This window comes from Bacillus cereus group sp. MS39, from assembly GCF_040448665.1.
Taxonomy (GTDB): domain Bacteria; phylum Bacillota; class Bacilli; order Bacillales; family Bacillaceae_G; genus Bacillus_A; species Bacillus_A wiedmannii.
In genome coordinates this window covers 2,188,153-2,205,108 of record NZ_CP123058.1, presented here as the reverse complement: position 1 = coordinate 2,205,108, position 16,956 = coordinate 2,188,153, and the positions used below count along the sequence as shown (strand labels likewise).

The window sequence follows — 16,956 nt, the reverse complement described above, 5'->3', positions numbered from 1 at the left end:
GAAAAAATTCCATATAATTACTTTTTAATATGTTACCATTATAGTTACAATTATATAGAAAAATATACAAGGGGGCTAATATGAACATTTCATTAACGGGACATACTTATACAACAAAACATTTAGAAGCTTGGTACCATGCAATCTTAACGCAAAACGTTAAGGAAGCACAAATTCAGTTTCAAGAAGCTAAAAAAGAACATGAAGAAATGCTTTTGAAAGACACAGAAACATTTCCACTTTATCACTTATATTACGCATTACTCCAGTTCCGACATACAGCTCTGACAGATGGACTATCAATCACGAAAGATAGTTTTCAAATCATAGAAGACCAGGAAAAACCAGAAGATAAACATTTATCTTATCTATATCATTATTATAAAGCGATTCATTTTGCAGCAATTAATCATTATCAAGAAGCAGAAGAATATTTCTTAAAAGCACAAGCACTTTTATCCGGACACAGTCAAATTGAACAAGCTGATTTCTATTACCGATACGCTGCTTATCATTGTCACCAACAACAACCAAGTTTTGCGATTGTAAATGCTTCTAAAGCATTAGAATTTTTTGAAACGCAACACGGATGTGAAAGAAATATTTCATCCTGTTTAAGTGTACTTGGTGCTTCTTATGTAGACGTAGGACATTTTGAACAAGCTGAGGAAAGCTATAACAAAGCGTTAGATATTCTCCAAAAATTAAATGAAGAATCATTACAACTGTATGTGCGCGGTAATCTAGGTCATCTATATGCTAGTCAGAATCTTTCTGAAGAAGCGATTCGTCACTTGACACAAGTTGTTGAAAAAATCCCATCTCACTACAAAGCTATATTCTTACTTGCACAAGAACATGAAAAATTAGGACTTATCGACAAAGCAAACCACTACATTAAAATAGGGAAACAACTTATTTCTGAACTTGGTAATGAAGAGCACAAACATCACTTTGCTATATTAGAAGCTTTTACGAATCAAACTGAATTAGACAAAATTGAACCGATTGTTTTAGAAGGAATTGAATACTTCAATAAAGAATCTTTATATATCTATGTTTCTGAGTATCTTGAAAAACTAGCTCTTGCGTTTTATAACAAACAACAACATGAAAAAGCAAGTTTATACTTCTTTAATAGTACAATAGCAAAAAAATCAAATGAAAGAGGGTTAAAGAAATGAAAAAAACAATTGGTAAAATCGCTTTAGGTATTGCATTTACGGGTATTGCTGCATTTGGCTTAAACGCAGGTTTCACAAATCAAGCTGGACATACTCACTTCCCGTCTCCACCAGCTCCTTCTTTTTCTGAGGGCCATACTGGCGGCGCTCCTGCATTAAACATCGGTGACACTGGTGGGGCTCCTAAACAAGAAGGGCATGCACATTTCCCTGCTCCAAAAGTTGAATCTCATGGCAATACTGGCGGCGCTCCTGCTAATTCTGAGCATGGTACAGGTTGGTAAGTTAACAAAATTAAAAACAATTTAGATTACGTTCCTATATGTTTACAAGAAAACTATTCGATGTTATGTGGTTTTCAAGTCTAAAAAATACACCTAGTAATTAGGTGTATTTTTATTTTACCTCTCTATCTAATAATTAAAGAATACTCCCCTAAAAATCCCAACAAAAAAACCGAAGAAACTACCTATACCTCAGACACTTAAAGTACTACGAACGTTGCGATTTTTAGTGACACTCCGTATCCAATCTCACTTTCATCCCAAGTGCCTAAAGGCGATAGCTTTCTTGTTCAGGAAAAACTGTACCCTTTCCATTCATGATGATTTTATTTTTTGGATTGAATACGACCAACTTATAATCATTACAGTTACAGATTGCAGAAAATAGCAACCCTCTTTCTCATGCAATGTTGCATACTGTAATTTTCAAATGCAACTCAACACTAAGACTGAATTCTTGAATACCAGCAGGTAAACGGATGGATGATGCAGAAACTAATGTCATGCATCATGTTTTTTCAATGATACAGTTTGTATAATCGTAGTCCATTACATTATGTAGGAGCGGAGTTAACATGTTAATAAAACCAAAGAGGTTACAAGCAGGAGATATCGTGGCGACAGTAAGCCCTTCATGGGGCGGTGCAGGTGATTCTGAAATAAGATGGCGATATGAGCAAGGAGTAAAAAGATTAGAAGAAGTTTTTGGTCTTACGGTTATTCCCATGCCAAATAGTTTAAAAGGTAGCGAATACCTTTATAACAACCCAGAGGCTCGTGCGGAAGATTTAATGACAGCATTTAAAGATACGCGCGTGAAAGCAATTATTGCGAATATTGGCGGTGAAGATAGCATTCGCTTACTTCCCTATATAGATTTTAATGTAATCCGTGAAAATCCAAAAATTTTCATGGGATACTCTGACGTTACCGTTTCACACTTGTTTTGTCATAAAGCAGGAATTTCCTCTTTTTACGGTCCAGCCATTTTAACCGATTTTGCCGAAAATGTAGAGATGGATCCATATACAATTGAAATGGTAAATCGAACTCTCTTTTCAAATGAAACGATTGGCGAGATTCAATCAGCTCATGAATGGACGAGTGAGCGTTTAGAATGGATAGAGATAAATAAGGATACAAGACGTACAATGCAGCAAAACAGTGGATATGAGCTACTTCAAGGCTCTACTACTGTACAAGGGCGCTTAATTGGTGGTTGTATAGAAGTATTGGAATTTGCAAAAGGAACGGAACTTTGGCCTGAGAAAAAACATTGGGAGAATAGTATTCTCTTCTTTGAAACTTCTGAAGATCATCCAGAACCAAGTTATATAAAGTATTGGTTACGAAATTACGCAGCGCAAGGCATTCTGCAAAAAGCAAAAGGGATCATCTTCGGTAAACCGAAAGACGAAACATATTATGAAGAATATAAACATGAAATACTTACAGTTATGAAGGAACATCATTTAGAAGATTTGCCGATTCTTTATAATTTAAATTTTGGCCATACTGAACCGAAGTTTATTTTACCTTACGGTGCAATGGCAGAAATTGATTGTGAAAATGGGTCTTTCTCTATTTTAGAGAGTGGCGTGGAATAAAGGGGAACTTTAAATAAGTATCTAATTGGAGGGAGATTACGTGTATGGAAGTAACATTTACAGTAAGTAAATGGGATGAAAAACTAATCGATGATACTAGAAAAGATTTCCCTATTAATATCGCTCATGTTGAATATGATATTGATGGTGAATTAAAAGGAAAAGCTTTTGTTGAATACTTATTATATTATTTAGACTCAAATATAAATGATGGTCACTTGGCTACTGCTAAAATTTCTGGATTTTTACACTTTGAAGGAATTTATAAGGGGCAACAAGGGACATTTACAGCTATAGAGCAAGGAATATTTGATAAAGGAAATCTAGATTCCCCAGGAACAATTATTAAAGCTACTGGTAACTTAGAAAATCTGAGAGGATCCTATCATTATCAGTTTACAGGTCAAACTAGTAAACTAATTTTAGAGTTTGAATTTTAACAAAATACCTTACATTTTAGCGGAAAGGACATTTCTTGTAATACTAGGAATGTCCTTTTTGTTGACGAGCTTATTCAACTATTTCCTAATAGTTAAGAAAAGAACAGAGTATATTACATAAAATTTTCGTTCTGAGAGGAATTAAAACTCTAAGTCTGAGAGGCATGAAGCCCCCACTTATTCATTACTTTTCCTACTAACTAAAGAATAATCCCAGAAAAACTCCCCTTCATTACTTCTTTTTCAATTTGATTTATACAAGTAAACATCGCAATAATTTTTGTTCGATTTTTTTCATCGGGCTCAAATTGTTCAATGGTTACGTCACAACGAATTGTATCACCGCTAAAAACAGGACGTAAAAATTCAAAATCCATCTTGCTAGCTAGTACGTTATAATCACCGCCAATTTTTGTAGGCAGCGTTGATGTTAACAGCCCTTGTACAACAAATCTCCCCTGCTCATCTGGAGTAACATGATGAACACCTTCATCTTTAGATACTTCCGTAAATAAAACAACATCCTCTTTCGTAAAAGTTCGCTCAAAGGTGATTTTTTCGCCTACTTGCAATTTCATCTATACCCCTCCTCAAAAACACTTTTAACATAAGAAAAACCGAAACTATAATCATTTCGGTTTTTCAATCTAAAGAAGTCTATATTTACTTTAAAGAATGTACAAACAACCCACTACGCAGTTTCGGTTCAAACCACGTTGATTTTGGTGGCATAACTTCTCCGGCGTCTGCGATTGCTAATAAAGCTTCCATTGATGTCGGATATAATGAAAACGCTGCTTTATATTCACCGCTATTTACAAGGTGTTCTAGTTCTTCTAATCCGCGGATTCCTCCGACAAAATCGATGCGTGAATCAGATCGCGGATCGTGTATTTCAAGTACTTGGCTTAATAAATGATCTTGCAGGATAGATACATCTAATCCTTTCACAAGATCGTTCGCATCAAACGTTTCCTCTTTCACTGTAAGCTTATACCACTTCTCATTTACATACATTCCAAAAGTTTTTGGCTCATTTGGTTTATACGGAGAAACAGCTGCTTCTTCTACATAAAAGTATTGCGTGATTTGCTTTAAAAACTGATCTTCTGATAAGCCGTTTAAGTCTTTTACAACTCGGTTATAGTCCCAAATGGATAATTCATCGTGAGGGAATAAAACCGATAAGAAGAAATTAAACTCCTCTTCTCCTGTGTAATTTGGATATTGTTCTCTTCGCATTAGCCCTACTTTTGCCGCTGAGGCAGAGCGGTGATGTCCGTCTGCAATATACAAGTTAGGAATATCTTCAAATAAGTTTACTAAACTTGCAATTACTTCTTCATCAGCTATTTTCCAAGCAACATGCCTAACGCCGTCTTCTGCTGTAAATGTATAGATTGGCGCATGTTCTTCTTTCCAGCTGGCAATGAAACGTTTCACTTCTTCTTTTGTACGATACGTTAAAAAGATAGGACCTGTATTTGCGTCACACACATCTACGTGACGAATGCGATCTAGTTCTTTTTCATGACGCGTTCTTTCATGTTTTTTAATTGTATCATCTTCATACTCATCAATAGATGTACAAACGACAAGACCTGACTGCGTTCTTCCTTGCATCGTCAATTCATAAATGTATAGCGCTGGCTCTTCATCTTGAATGAACACTTCTTCTCGTATAAATTGATTTAAATTTTCACCCGCTTTTTCATATACACGATCATCATACGGTGAAAGTGCCGGGTCTAAATCAATTTCTGCTTTATCAACGTGTAAGAAAGAATACGGATTTCCTTTTACAACCTCTTTTGCTTCTTCACTATTTAATACGTCATACGGTAAAGCTGCAACTTGTGCTGCTTTTTCTTCTACTGGACGAATGGCCCGAAACGGTCGGATTTTTGCCAAGTTTCCCTCTCTCCTTTACACAATCATTCGAACGGCTACAACACCTGTAATTTTGCTTATATTTTCCACAATGTTCTCTTTTATTATATCATCAATTCCGTTATCAATATCAATCATCGTGTACGCCCAAGAATGTTTACTACGATTAATCATATCCGCAATATTAATATGATGTTCTGCTAAACATCCTGTAATTTGTCCTACCATGTTCGGAACGTTTTGATGCATAATCGTAATTCGTTTTTTTCCGATATACGGCAGTTCGACGTTTGGATAGTTGACTGAATTACGAATATTTCCTGTCTCTAAATATTCACGTAATTGACGCGCTGCCATGACTGCACAATTTTCTTCCGATTCAGACGTAGATGCACCAAGGTGTGGCGTCGCTGTTACATTTTTCATCTTTATCACATTTTCATTCGGGAAATCCGTTACGTAATGTGTAATAATATCTTCTTCTAACGCTTTTTGAAGAACCTTTTCATCTACAAGTTCTCCTCTAGAGAAATTGAATAGACGCATTCCCTTTTTCATCGTCCCGATAGCGTGTTCACCAATAATCCCCTTCGTTTGATTCGTAAGCGGAATATGCAGTGTAATATAATCACACGTTGCGAAAATTTCATCTAAACTAAATGCTCTTTGCACATGTGTAGAAAGACGCCAAGCTGTTTCAACTGAGATGTAAGGATCGTATCCAACAACGTCCATTCCTAAAGCTAACGCATCGTTCGCAACTAAAGCACCAATTGCGCCAAGACCAATAACCCCTAGACGTTTCCCCGCAATTTCAGATCCAACAAATTGTTTTTTCCCTGTTTCAACAAGCTGAGGTACTTCTTCACCTTCTAAATTTTTCGTCCAGCTTACTCCATTAATAATGTTACGTGAAGACATAATAAGGCTGGCAATAATAAGTTCCTTTACTGCATTGGCATTAGCCCCTGGTGTGTTAAATACTACAATCCCTTTTTCTGTACAGCGATCTACAGGAATATTATTTACACCAGCACCAGCTCTGGCAATCGCCTTTAAATCTTTTGAAAACTCTTCTTGATGTAAAGAATAGCTGCGAAGTAAAATACCGTCTGGGTGGTCCATTCTCTCCCCTACTTCATAGCGCTCTCCGCTAAGCACTTGCAAACCTTTTTCTGCAATTTGATTTAACGTTTGAACACGAAACATATCCCCATCTCCCTATCTATTCTCAAGCTCAAATTCTTTCATATAATTTACTAATTGCTGTACGCCGTGTGCTGGCATCGCATTGTAAATACTAGCGCGCATACCACCGACTGAGCGATGTCCTTTTAGCGTAACAAGACCGCGTTCTTTCGCTTTTTGTAAAAACTCATTGTTCAGCTCTTCTGACGGTGTTGTAAACGGAATATTCATAAGTGATCGATACGTAGGATCAACTGGTGAAGTAAACAATTTTGATTCATCTAAGAAATTGTAAAGAAGTGAAGATTTCATTCTATTCTGTTCTTCAATCGCAGATACCCCGCCCTGCTCTTTTAGCCACTCTAGTACAAGTTTCGTTACGTAAATACTAAAGGATGGCGGTGTATTATATAAGGAGTTATTTTTGCTGTAAGTTTCATAGTTTAACATTGTAGGACAAGAGCGATCTGCTCCTCCAATTAAATCTCTTTTTATAATCGCAATCGTTAAGCCCGCTGGCCCTAAATTCTTTTGCGCTCCCGCATATATAAGACCAAACTTCGAAACATCATATTGTTCTGATAAAATATTTGAGGACATATCCGCAACGAGCGGTACTTTATCTACATGTGGAATGTCCACATATTTCGTCCCCTCAATTGTATTGTTCGTTGTAATATGTACATAATCTAGGTTTTCATCGCTTCGTAAACCATCCAGTTTAGGAATTGTCGTAAACTTCTCATTTTCAGAAGAAGCAATCACTTGCACTTCTCCTACTTTTTCAGCTTCTTGCATCGCCTTCTTAGACCATGAGCCAGTCAATACGTATCCTGCTTTTTTATACGTATTCATTACATTTAACGGTATCATAGAGAATTGTAATGACGCACCGCCTTGTAAAAACAATACCTCATACTCATTAGGAATGTTCATTAATTCACGAATTAGGCTACTCGCTTCATCAATAATACTTTGAAAATAAGAAGATCGATGACTCATTTCCATAATAGACATGCCTGTCCCGTTATAATTTACAAGCTCCTTTTGCACTTTCTCTAAAACTGGCAAAGGGAGTATAGATGGTCCAGCTGAAAAATTATATACTCTCTCCATCACCCTAATAACCTCCCTCTTTCTCATTCTTATTATTTTTTAAACTTTCTGAATTATAACCCGAAATATAATATACGGTCAATTTGTTTTCTATTATTACGGCGCAAGAAGCAATGGAATCGCTTGCATGTGCAAATACTTTTTTCACAAACATACAAAAAAGTGTTAAGTACATAATCGTACTTAACACTCTAGTAATAAAAGAATAATAGCTAATTGTTCGTAAAGAACCGATCAAAAATTTGATAAATAGCAGAAAGACCAAAGAGCCAATAAATAGTGTCCACAAGCGCCGGCATAGAACCAAACCATTTCTCAACTACATTGTAATCTAACGCCACAAATAACCAATTCAAACCGCCAAGAATCACCAAAATTACTGTAAGGTAAGACAAAAATTTCATTATGATTGCCCCCTAGGTGATAAGATGGTGAAAGGCCTTTCACTAGAAATATATGTGGTGAAATTCAAAACTTACCTATTTAATAAAAATTATTTTTGGTACCAGCCATTAATAACCGTTTCGGCTTCTTTACTATGTATTTGATACGCATGTGTACTATCATTAGAGCCAATAAACCAAATTGAAAAACCTTTAAAATACGGTTTCGGTTCTAATACATCACGGTAAGCGCGCCATCCGTTTAATTGTACGTCTTTTGAAAACACATTTGAAACATCTGGATTCCACGGATTTTGTAGTCCAAGTTCACGCGCTGGAACGTTAAACCCACCAAAATAAACTGGCTTTCCTGTTGCTTTATGTAATTGTTCCAATTGCTGAACAACGTTTTGCCCACGATTATATACTGTCGTCGCATATAAACTTTTCTTCACTTCTTCGTATGTTGGATTTCTATTTCCTGAAACTTCAAACCAACTATCGATACTAACAATGTCTACCTTCTTTAAATACGGACGGTTTATTTTCTCTACAAACTTCGCTTCATGAGATGGATCCCAATTTGCTGTTAACCACCAATTCATTTGATACAAAATATTTCCTTTATACTGCTGGCGGACGAAATCAATCGTATCGCTCCAATATCCTTCTGCATATTCCATATTAACGAAATTAGAAGCAATCTTGAGCCCGTACACATTGTATTTACTTGTAATGGAATGAAAGATGTCTTGTAGAATTACCGTTTTCCAATTCCAGAAGAAATCATTAATATTACTTGGATTCCATTCCGTTTCCCCAACATTTCCTTGCTGAATATATGGGAACGGTTCCACAATAACTTGAATATTACGCTTTAATAATTCTTGAATTAAAATAATCGCCTGTTGCTTTTGCTCTTGATTAATTACCATGTTCGTAGAAGTCACGTTCGGAATATCTACCTGAATCGGTACATTTACTGTATTTAAATTTAAGCGCTCTACATCAGCTAACACTTTCTCCACATTTCCAACTTCCCATACCGTTACGTTTCCTGATTTTATTTTTCCAGATTGAACAGTATTTACATCTGCCTGTACATTTACTTGAAAACAAAAAGAAAGCAACATAATAAACACTCCTAAAAAACTTATTAAACTCTTATTTTTCTTCACAACTTTCCCCCTATAATTTTTGGCATTCTTGCTTATTCTATACAATGTTTCACATATATTCCATAAAAAAAAGGGGGGATTTTCATCCATAAAAATGCTATTCATCCTTTATTCAACCCTTATTCATACTAACCTCCTAAAAATAGTAAGGTAAATAAAAAAGGAGCGTATTTCCGCTCCTTTTTTTCCCTTATATGATTGAATTTATTGACTTCCTTCAGGTAACTTAATTGGATCAAATTTATCATATGAATCAATTTTTATGCTCACAACTGTATCCAATTTTTCTTTATCCTCACTAGATTTCTTATCTGTATTACGTTCACTCAGTTTTATAGCTGTGCGCATCTCTTCAAATTTATAATCTTTTGTTATGATATATTCAACAGTTAACGCATCCATATTAAATCCTTCCGTTAATTTTTTCATATCTCCATTAATTTTCTGTAATGTATCTACTGCTTCTTTCCCCTTTAAGTCAAGTGTAAGTTTATATGTATCTCCATCCTTCTTTGCTTTCATTTTTTTAGCTAAAGCTTCCGGTAAATCTAACTCATTAAGTAAATTTTTACTTACCATTACGTCATCAACATTAAATTGATCATTTGGTATCGTAACTAACTCTCCTGTATTAGGATCTTTCACTTGAACAGCGACCTTTCCATCTACTTCGTACGTTATAATATCTGTTCCACTTATTTTCATTTCTGCTCTAGAATTCTTTCGTTTCGGCTCCATTTGAATGTTCATTTTAATCTCTTCTGATTGGCTGTTCCCCTTCATTGACATAAGAGACGTTAATGTGAGAAATTCCTCTTGTTTTAATTTATCACCTGCTTTTTTAAAAATATCTTTCGCTACTAATTCTTTTTCTTTTTGTACAGATACTGGTTTTGTAACATTCGTTTTCTCACTACTACAACCACTTGTCAAACCTACTATTAACGCCAAACTAGATGCTATAATCATTTTCTTCATAATGATCCTCCCCATTCCCTCTTAAAAATAATTACACTTCGTATATAGTAAATGAAATGAATTAATACAAAAACAGATACCATACTTATTTAACTTCTAAACTAAACCAGTTATTCAATCCATATATTAACGTAACTAATGCTCCTATAACACCAAAAACAACAATATTTATACCAATTGACGAACCAAATAAAACAGCCATCATTGACACCATCAGTAATAGCATGGCAATACTATTTATCTTAATTTCTACTACATCGCCATCCTTTACTTTCTTTTCTTTACTTCCAAAAAAGAATTGTTTCACTTTTATATTTGCTTCATCTAACTCGCAAGGAAGCGTATATTCTTCGTTATTTTCAAGTTTCATTACTACTTCATTATCTACCTTTACAGCGACTCTTGCTGCTCCTCCCATCATTCCTGTTGTCCTTACAACTTTAATACTCATGCTAAATCCCCCCTGCTTCAACACCTTGTGACTCTATTTTCCCAAGTAACTCTTCATATTTTTGCATCTCTTCTTGCGCATTATTCCAGCTCTCACCATAAATATGAGTTAACTTTCTTGACGTTATTTCAATAATAAAAGAGCTATCTCCATTTTGAAGTAATGCATACGTTCTTGTATCTTCTTTATATATTTTCATAGGAGTTGCTTTTTTTAACTTCTCCCCGGCTGGCTGTCCTACTTTTTCTAACATAACCGGTACATAACTTTTCTCTATAGCTCCCTCAATTGTACTTCCATTCCAATCACCTTTTCTTAATACGTATAATACAGTTACTACTTCTAACTTATCGAATGATTCTTTTGTATCTTTGAGCGCTTTATCTTGTTGCTCCACAATAATACCCTTCGTTTCTTGGCTAATTTTCGGTGTCGTATGCGTCGCATTTGTATTATTTAAGCTATACAATTTCCCAACTTTAAATATAAAGGATATCGATAAAACGATAATTAAACAAATATACCATTTATTATATTTAGGTGATTCAATATCTGAATAGGATTGAATCTTTTTATGTTCAGCTGATGATAAAGCTGGCTCTTTCACTGCCGCAGCAACCTCTTGCTGCCCCTCATACACAGTTCCTTTACTCCAAAACCCTTCTAATTGTGCTTCCAGTTCCTCTTTTGATAGTTTCGCAGTCGGAATAGTAGTAGCCTCTTCTTTTTTAACTGTACTCTCCATATTGGAAATTTCACGATTTCGAATGATTTTATTTCTTTTCACATTGTATTCAGCATCAAAGGGGGTTCCTAATCCTACTTCTTTATGAATCCGTCCTTTTATAATAGATGAAATGCTATACATCATAAAAATAACTATATACACGGAACCGGCATACCAACCTGTTAAATATACAGGGAGGATTATCCAACCTAAAAGGCTTAAAATAACTAAAATATAATGCAATTTAAGATTCCTCTTACTTGCAAACGAAAATATTTTACAAAACTTAGAAAAAGCATTCCAAAATGTATACGTAAAACTTGCCATAAAAGCACAATACTTATTTTTCGTTCCGATTGTATCTCTATAAATTTTGTAGGCACCTTCATGATTCGGCTCTAATCGTATTGCAGTTTCAGCTAGCATTCTTGCTTTTTTAAAATTCCCTTTTTCTCTTGCTACATTTGCAAAAGAGACTAGATTTGTTACATTTTCCGGATTCAGCTCTAAAGCACGTTTTTCCGCCTTTATACCCTCTTCTATTCGTTTCGGATAATAACTCAAAAGAATAAAAGCATATCTTCCTACATACATATCATTTTCAGGTTCTAACTCTATCGCTTTGTTATAGTAAGTAATACCTTTATTTAGCGATTCGGTATGTATTTTTGCCTCGCCCACATAAAAGTAATATACGCCTTCTTCCGGATAATTTTTTATCCCTATTTCTGCTATCTCTTTTAATCTCTCAAAATTTTCTTGCGCATAAAAAATATCTAACGCTGTTAACAAAACATTTTCATCTAAGTGATCTATTTTTAGTGCTTCTTCTAAATATTTACTCGCTTCATCAATTTGACGAAAACCAAAGTAGTACACATGACTTAAACAAATATAACCAGTAGCATCTTCTGGATCTTCTTTAATCATCCATTCCGCTTCTTCTTTTGCAAGCTCAACATCACCAAGTTTCAATAAGTGCGAGATTCTCCTAAGTTGCTCTTCCATCTATTCCTTTCCCTCCAATCTAATATCATTTATTTCAATTGGTGTTCTTCCATATACTCTAATACTTTGTCAAAATCTTTATTTACATCACTAAACGTTGCATAATTTTTTGCGGTTGAGAACCAGTCTAAAGTTGTCGGTTGCCTTTTTTTCATTGCTTTTAATAAATCTTCATTGGATAAGGGTTGTAACTGTCCCGTTTCAAATGAACGCTGAATAGCTTCATTAATAGCGTCTTCCACTAAATATGTTAAATCTGCCCCTGAAAAATGCTCTGCATACTTCGAAACAAAATCTAACTGCAATTCCATTCTCGGTTTATCCTTTGTTTTCAACTCTAGTATTGTCAATCTTTCCTCGTTATTTGGTGGTGCCACAAAAACAAGTGAATTAAAACGGCCTGGTCGTCGTAACGCTGGATCAATATACCATGGTGTATTTGTTGCCCCAATTATATACACACCCTCATTAAAAGAATTGCTTCCGTCCATCTCCACTAGCAATTGATTAACTAACGTTCTTTGATGATGAGCCCCCATCTTCTGTCTATTCCCGCCATATGCGTCTAATTCATCTATAAATAAAATACAAGGCTTTGTTTTTCTTGCCTCTTCGAACACTTCATGTAAATTTTTCTCTGCTTCTCCTGACCACATCGAGAGTATTGCTTGCAGCTCTAAATGAATAAAATTAGCATTTATCTCGCCTGCAACTGCTCGCGCTAAAAATGTCTTACCACATCCAGGTGGCCCATAAAATAATAAACTGCCTCCTACTTTCTTACCAAAAGCCTGAAAATACTCCGGATTCTTAATCGGCATAATAAAGTCCATATTGATTTTCTTTTTAATATCTTCCATTCCGCCAACATCATCAAAAGTTATTTTACTCTCTTCCACTTCAACCATTTGATTTTTTTCTCTATCAAAAGAAATCACTTTAATTTTCTCTCGATATTTCTCCATGTCGTTCATTCTTGTATTTATCCCCCTATAAAACCCTTTAATTTAGAATACATGTATCCCTATTGCTGTAAAACCTTAAACAAAATATTCCAAAAAAAATTATAACAAAGTTCTACAGAATATTTTGTCAAATTTTGTCACATAACGAAAAAGAGACCCTTACCTATAGTAAGAGCCTCTTCTAACATTATTTCGGCTGTAAAGTTAACACCTTCCCCTCTATCCCCTCCGTATTCAGTGTAGTCGTATGATACGTTCCATTTACCCAATCATCTATTTGATCATGGTACCAATCACTTCTAAAATGTCCCGATTGTCCTGGTCCTACGATATGATAACCGTTTGACATATCTTTCGTATCAATCACGAATCGCCAAGACGCTCCATGGTTTACAATACCGTTATCTCCGTAACTCGCTGCTTGAACGGTAACTTGGCTTCCGCCGATTGGAATTGGTTTTTCACGATTAAATGCAAGTAGTGCTAGCATACTAGATGATTTTGAAATTGGATGTGTGAACGCCAGTTGATGGTAATCGCCCCACTTCCACTCCGCAACATTCAGTCCATATTCCTTCTGTAGTTTCTTCATTACATTCTCGTACGAAGTATGCACAACTTTCGTGAAGCCTCCGTACTTCATAAACCAAGCGCCGTTTTCTCCCGCTACTTCTTTTCGAATCAATTCATCAACAACTTGTGACTTCCCTTCAAATAACTCCATCACATCTTTCGGTATTTCTTTTGAAAATAACGTATTCGAAATCTCTTTCATTAACAAATGGAATAGTAATGGTGCCGCTTCATCTTTACTATCGTAAAAATTCCACTTTGTTAATTGTTTTACGCCTTCTTTCTCTACTTCATTTAAAGATGCTTTATTTAACTCTTTTAAAAATATAGGAGCAAACTCTTTCCCATATAAATTTTTTTGATCCATCTGTAAATCTTCTAAATCTTTCACCGTATACTTTTCTTTCTCTTGTAAAAACTCTTGAATACGCATTTGCCTATATGGCTGCGCCCACGTATTACTAATATGGTACGGATAATTATCATCAACAATTTTATTATTCGCAGTTGAAATAAACCCTTGTTTTGGATTTATTACTTTTGGAAGCTGATCAAACGGGATATACCCTTCCCATTCATATTCATCTGTCCATCCCGGCACTGGTAAACTACCATCTCCTTTTTTACGCACTGGTATATTTCCATTCGCTTTATACGCAATTGTGCCGTCGTTTGATGCAAACACAAAGTTTTGAGTTGGTGTATGAAAATCTTGAAGTGCAGTTTCAAACTCATTCCAATCTTTCGCCTTATTCATATTTAATACAGCCTTTAATTCAGCGGACGGTTCCAAAGCAGTCCATTTCAAAGCGAATACTGTTTTCGTTTTCTCTTTCCCTTTATCCGCAAACTCTGAAATAACTGGCCCATGCCTCGTAACCGTAACGTTATACGGAATTGTTTTCCCGCCTTTTACTTTAATAGATTCATCAACAACGGTAGCTTTTTCCCACTTATCGTTATACAGAAATTCATTTTCATTATTAGGATTTCGCTTCTCAATATATAAATCTTGCACATCAGGACCTGTATTCGTAACGCCCCATGCTATTTTGTCATTGTGTCCTAATATAACGCCTGGTACTCCAGCGAAAATAACGCCACTCACATGTAAATCTTTCATTTCAAGTTTTGATTGATACCAAATAGAAGGTGTCGCAAGAGATAAATGAGGATCGTCTGCTAAAATCGGCTTACCAGATGCACTCTTCTCACCACTTATGACCCAATTATTGCTACCGTTAAACTCTGGCGGAATGATCGTTTTTGCAAAACTTTGCGCTACGTCCACATTTGTATTTTTCAGTTCAGCTAACAATCTAGGCGCATCTTTCGGATATGTAGGAAATAGCTCATTTGCTTGCTCTTTCGGTAGATTTTTCAGCGCCCAATATCGAAACGCCTGTCCGTGCCAATGTCCTCCTAAATCAAACGCCATATACTTTCCAATCGTCAAAGAATCCACGATTGACCATTCAGCAGGCTCATAACCTAATACAGTAAACTCAACTGGCAATTTCTTTTCCTCTTTTGCCTCGCGTATAAAAGCGTTCACCCCATCAGCAAATGACTGCAGGGCATACTTCGCTTCTCCATCATATTGACTAACAGATGCTTCGGCTGCTCGCCGTAAACCGAGCGTTCGAAACAACTTATCTCGATCAACAGCTGCTTCCCCTACAACTTCACTCAACATCCCAGAAGCTTGCCTTCTACTTAAATCCATTTGAAACAAACGATCTTGCGCTTGTACATACCCTTGCGAAAAATATAAATCATGTGCATTTTCCGCTTTAATATGCGGTACCCCTTTACTATCCCGCTTTACCTGAACAGCATGTTGTAAATCCTCTATCTTTATCGTTCCATCTATCTTTGGCACAGAACTAAGCGTATATATGTTCAAAAAAATCACTGTACAAATAACTAACAAAAGAACGACACTACTAGACCAAATAAAAATTCTCTTACCCCTAGTTCGTTTCTTCTTTATAACGACTTCCACATATAACCCCTCCTTCCTGAAACTATTCGCTTCTATTTAAGGAAGCACCTTTTAGAAAAGTTGAAAAACCCATACTTTCTCATACTATGGATCATACAAACTACATACCGCTCTCTTATGTACGCCTTCCTTTCTTTCAATGAAATCTACTCGCCCTTTCTTACACCAATTCCTCAAAATTCCCTTCACATAAGCGAGCGTTCGCTTATTATGTTCAAATGCAATTTTAAGCGCCTCTATTACTGTCTTTCCTGAAACTTTTTGTATCCACTCTTTTAATTCCTTCACGATATATGGAGATAGACTACTTATATTTTGTTTGTAAAACTTATAAACTTCACTATGCGACGTACCCTCTTCTGTCTCTTCTATCTCTTCTTCCTTCTCCTCAACAACTTCTTGTAAACTACTATTATCCTCTTCTGCCGGCATACCAAAATGCTGCAATAACAATGGAATCTTCCATTCTTCTTCAAGACATGTACGTAAAAACGTATGTATGAACTCTTTATTTTTCACAGTCTTTAATTCCCGTAACACACACTTTTCTACATTCGTATTTAAAATAGGGTTATATTGTAGCCATTTTAGTATGTATAACTCTTTCGTTTCCGCATCGTATAAAATCTTTCCATATGCAACAAATCTATTTAACAGCTTCTCAACAGTTTCCATACTGTAGCCTGTTTCCAGTTCTGCCACACGCTTCGGTAATACGTAAATTCCACATTGCTTCGTTTTCGTACCAGTTAACAAATATATGTAAAAATAACGCTCCTCTGGCGTTAAATCTAATATGAATTCATCTTGCCAAAAGTTCACCTGCACATTACGGTACACCGCCATATGTTTACCCCCTCCTTTTATTCATAAAAAGACAGAATTCAACCCTTCAATATACATATAGGAATGAGCGCTTTGTTTTTGCATTTGAATTCCAAATTTTTTTAACTACTACAACGCCAGTTTTATTTTTTCG

At 35.6% G+C, this 16,956-nt stretch carries 16 protein-coding genes; 4 read left to right on the top strand and 12 right to left on the bottom strand.

Annotated elements, in window-relative coordinates; genetic code table 11:
- Positions 1-80 precede the first annotated feature (80 nt).
- From QEP67_RS11620 to QEP67_RS11605, 4 genes are all read left to right on the top strand, one after another.
- A complete protein-coding gene (locus QEP67_RS11620) occupies positions 81-1,184 on the top strand; it encodes a tetratricopeptide repeat protein (RefSeq protein WP_074650850.1) in 1,104 nt (367 codons plus the stop codon).
- On the top strand, positions 1,181-1,468 hold the full coding sequence (locus QEP67_RS11615; protein ID WP_000750944.1) for a hypothetical protein: 288 nt from the start codon (positions 1,181-1,183) through the stop codon (positions 1,466-1,468). Before QEP67_RS11620 ends, QEP67_RS11615 begins: the two co-directional genes overlap by 4 nt.
- A 575-nt stretch (positions 1,469-2,043) precedes the next feature.
- Complete coding sequence (locus tag QEP67_RS11610; RefSeq protein WP_151035476.1) at positions 2,044-3,075, top strand: S66 peptidase family protein; 1,032 nt, start codon at positions 2,044-2,046, stop codon at positions 3,073-3,075.
- A gap of 44 nt (positions 3,076-3,119) precedes the next feature.
- Entirely contained in the window at positions 3,120-3,515 is a 396-nt protein-coding gene (locus QEP67_RS11605; RefSeq protein ID WP_000454078.1) for a DUF3224 domain-containing protein, read from the top strand.
- 200 nt (positions 3,516-3,715) lie between these two features.
- Here the strand turns inward: QEP67_RS11605 and QEP67_RS11600 are convergent, their stop codons facing one another.
- The 12 genes from QEP67_RS11600 to QEP67_RS11545 form a co-directional block, all read right to left on the bottom strand.
- Positions 3,716-4,093, bottom strand: coding sequence for an enoyl-CoA hydratase (locus QEP67_RS11600; RefSeq protein ID WP_151035477.1), 378 nt, complete (start codon positions 4,091-4,093; stop codon positions 3,716-3,718).
- An 85-nt stretch (positions 4,094-4,178) separates the two neighbouring features.
- The gene (locus QEP67_RS11595; RefSeq protein ID WP_064459879.1) at positions 4,179-5,426 is read right to left on the bottom strand and encodes a DUF1015 family protein; all 1,248 of its coding nucleotides are present in this window, start codon (positions 5,424-5,426) and stop codon (positions 4,179-4,181) included.
- Positions 5,427-5,441: 15 nt separating this feature from the next.
- Positions 5,442-6,614 (bottom strand): 3-phosphoglycerate dehydrogenase family protein, encoded by a 1,173-nt coding sequence (locus QEP67_RS11590; RefSeq protein ID WP_048566071.1) that lies wholly within the window; start codon positions 6,612-6,614, stop codon positions 5,442-5,444.
- A 12-nt stretch (positions 6,615-6,626) separates the two neighbouring features.
- Entirely contained in the window at positions 6,627-7,709 is a 1,083-nt protein-coding gene (gene serC, locus QEP67_RS11585) for a 3-phosphoserine/phosphohydroxythreonine transaminase (RefSeq protein ID WP_048566309.1), read from the bottom strand.
- Positions 7,710-7,921: 212 nt separating this feature from the next.
- The gene (locus QEP67_RS11580; protein WP_000670802.1) at positions 7,922-8,113 is read right to left on the bottom strand and encodes a DUF378 domain-containing protein; all 192 of its coding nucleotides are present in this window, start codon (positions 8,111-8,113) and stop codon (positions 7,922-7,924) included.
- Between the two features lie 89 nt (positions 8,114-8,202).
- On the bottom strand, positions 8,203-9,270 hold the full coding sequence (locus QEP67_RS11575) for a hypothetical protein (RefSeq protein WP_151035478.1): 1,068 nt from the start codon (positions 9,268-9,270) through the stop codon (positions 8,203-8,205).
- A gap of 204 nt (positions 9,271-9,474) precedes the next feature.
- Positions 9,475-10,248, bottom strand: a complete 774-nt coding sequence (locus QEP67_RS11570; protein WP_016087181.1) for a DUF6612 family protein — start codon at positions 10,246-10,248, stop codon at positions 9,475-9,477.
- Positions 10,249-10,333: 85 nt separating this feature from the next.
- Positions 10,334-10,699 (bottom strand): hypothetical protein, encoded by a 366-nt coding sequence (locus QEP67_RS11565; protein WP_064459881.1) that lies wholly within the window; start codon positions 10,697-10,699, stop codon positions 10,334-10,336.
- A 1-nt stretch (position 10,700) separates the two neighbouring features.
- Positions 10,701-12,434, bottom strand: coding sequence for a hypothetical protein (locus tag QEP67_RS11560; RefSeq protein WP_064459882.1), 1,734 nt, complete (start codon positions 12,432-12,434; stop codon positions 10,701-10,703).
- A gap of 29 nt (positions 12,435-12,463) precedes the next feature.
- Complete coding sequence (locus QEP67_RS11555; RefSeq protein WP_044443441.1) at positions 12,464-13,408, bottom strand: ATP-binding protein; 945 nt, start codon at positions 13,406-13,408, stop codon at positions 12,464-12,466.
- Positions 13,409-13,586: 178 nt separating this feature from the next.
- Positions 13,587-15,977: a penicillin acylase family protein gene (locus QEP67_RS11550; RefSeq protein WP_064469097.1), complete on the bottom strand. Its 2,391-nt coding sequence runs from the start codon at positions 15,975-15,977 to the stop codon at positions 13,587-13,589.
- Positions 15,978-16,061: 84 nt separating this feature from the next.
- Positions 16,062-16,823, bottom strand: a complete 762-nt coding sequence (locus QEP67_RS11545) for a DnaD domain protein (protein ID WP_000312117.1) — start codon at positions 16,821-16,823, stop codon at positions 16,062-16,064.
- Between the last annotated feature and the right edge of the window lie 133 nt (positions 16,824-16,956).

Excerpts from the sequence above, each read along its gene's own strand:
- QEP67_RS11620 (WP_074650850.1), top strand. The coding sequence starts at position 81 with ATGAACATTTCATTAACGGGACATACTTATACAACAAAACATTTAGAA.
- QEP67_RS11615 (WP_000750944.1), top strand. The coding sequence starts at position 1,181 with ATGAAAAAAACAATTGGTAAAATCGCTTTAGGTATTGCATTTACGGGT.
- QEP67_RS11610 (WP_151035476.1), top strand. The coding sequence starts at position 2,044 with ATGTTAATAAAACCAAAGAGGTTACAAGCAGGAGATATCGTGGCGACA.
- QEP67_RS11605 (WP_000454078.1), top strand. The coding sequence starts at position 3,120 with ATGGAAGTAACATTTACAGTAAGTAAATGGGATGAAAAACTAATCGAT.
- QEP67_RS11600 (WP_151035477.1), bottom strand. The coding sequence starts at position 4,093 with ATGAAATTGCAAGTAGGCGAAAAAATCACCTTTGAGCGAACTTTTACG.
- QEP67_RS11590 (WP_048566071.1), bottom strand. The coding sequence starts at position 6,614 with ATGTTTCGTGTTCAAACGTTAAATCAAATTGCAGAAAAAGGTTTGCAA.
- serC (WP_048566309.1), bottom strand. The coding sequence starts at position 7,709 with ATGGAGAGAGTATATAATTTTTCAGCTGGACCATCTATACTCCCTTTG.
- QEP67_RS11580 (WP_000670802.1), bottom strand. The coding sequence starts at position 8,113 with ATGAAATTTTTGTCTTACCTTACAGTAATTTTGGTGATTCTTGGCGGT.
- QEP67_RS11570 (WP_016087181.1), bottom strand. The coding sequence starts at position 10,248 with ATGAAGAAAATGATTATAGCATCTAGTTTGGCGTTAATAGTAGGTTTG.
- QEP67_RS11565 (WP_064459881.1), bottom strand. The coding sequence starts at position 10,699 with ATGAGTATTAAAGTTGTAAGGACAACAGGAATGATGGGAGGAGCAGCA.
- QEP67_RS11560 (WP_064459882.1), bottom strand. The coding sequence starts at position 12,434 with ATGGAAGAGCAACTTAGGAGAATCTCGCACTTATTGAAACTTGGTGAT.
- QEP67_RS11555 (WP_044443441.1), bottom strand. The coding sequence starts at position 13,408 with ATGAACGACATGGAGAAATATCGAGAGAAAATTAAAGTGATTTCTTTT.
- QEP67_RS11545 (WP_000312117.1), bottom strand. The coding sequence starts at position 16,823 with ATGGCGGTGTACCGTAATGTGCAGGTGAACTTTTGGCAAGATGAATTC.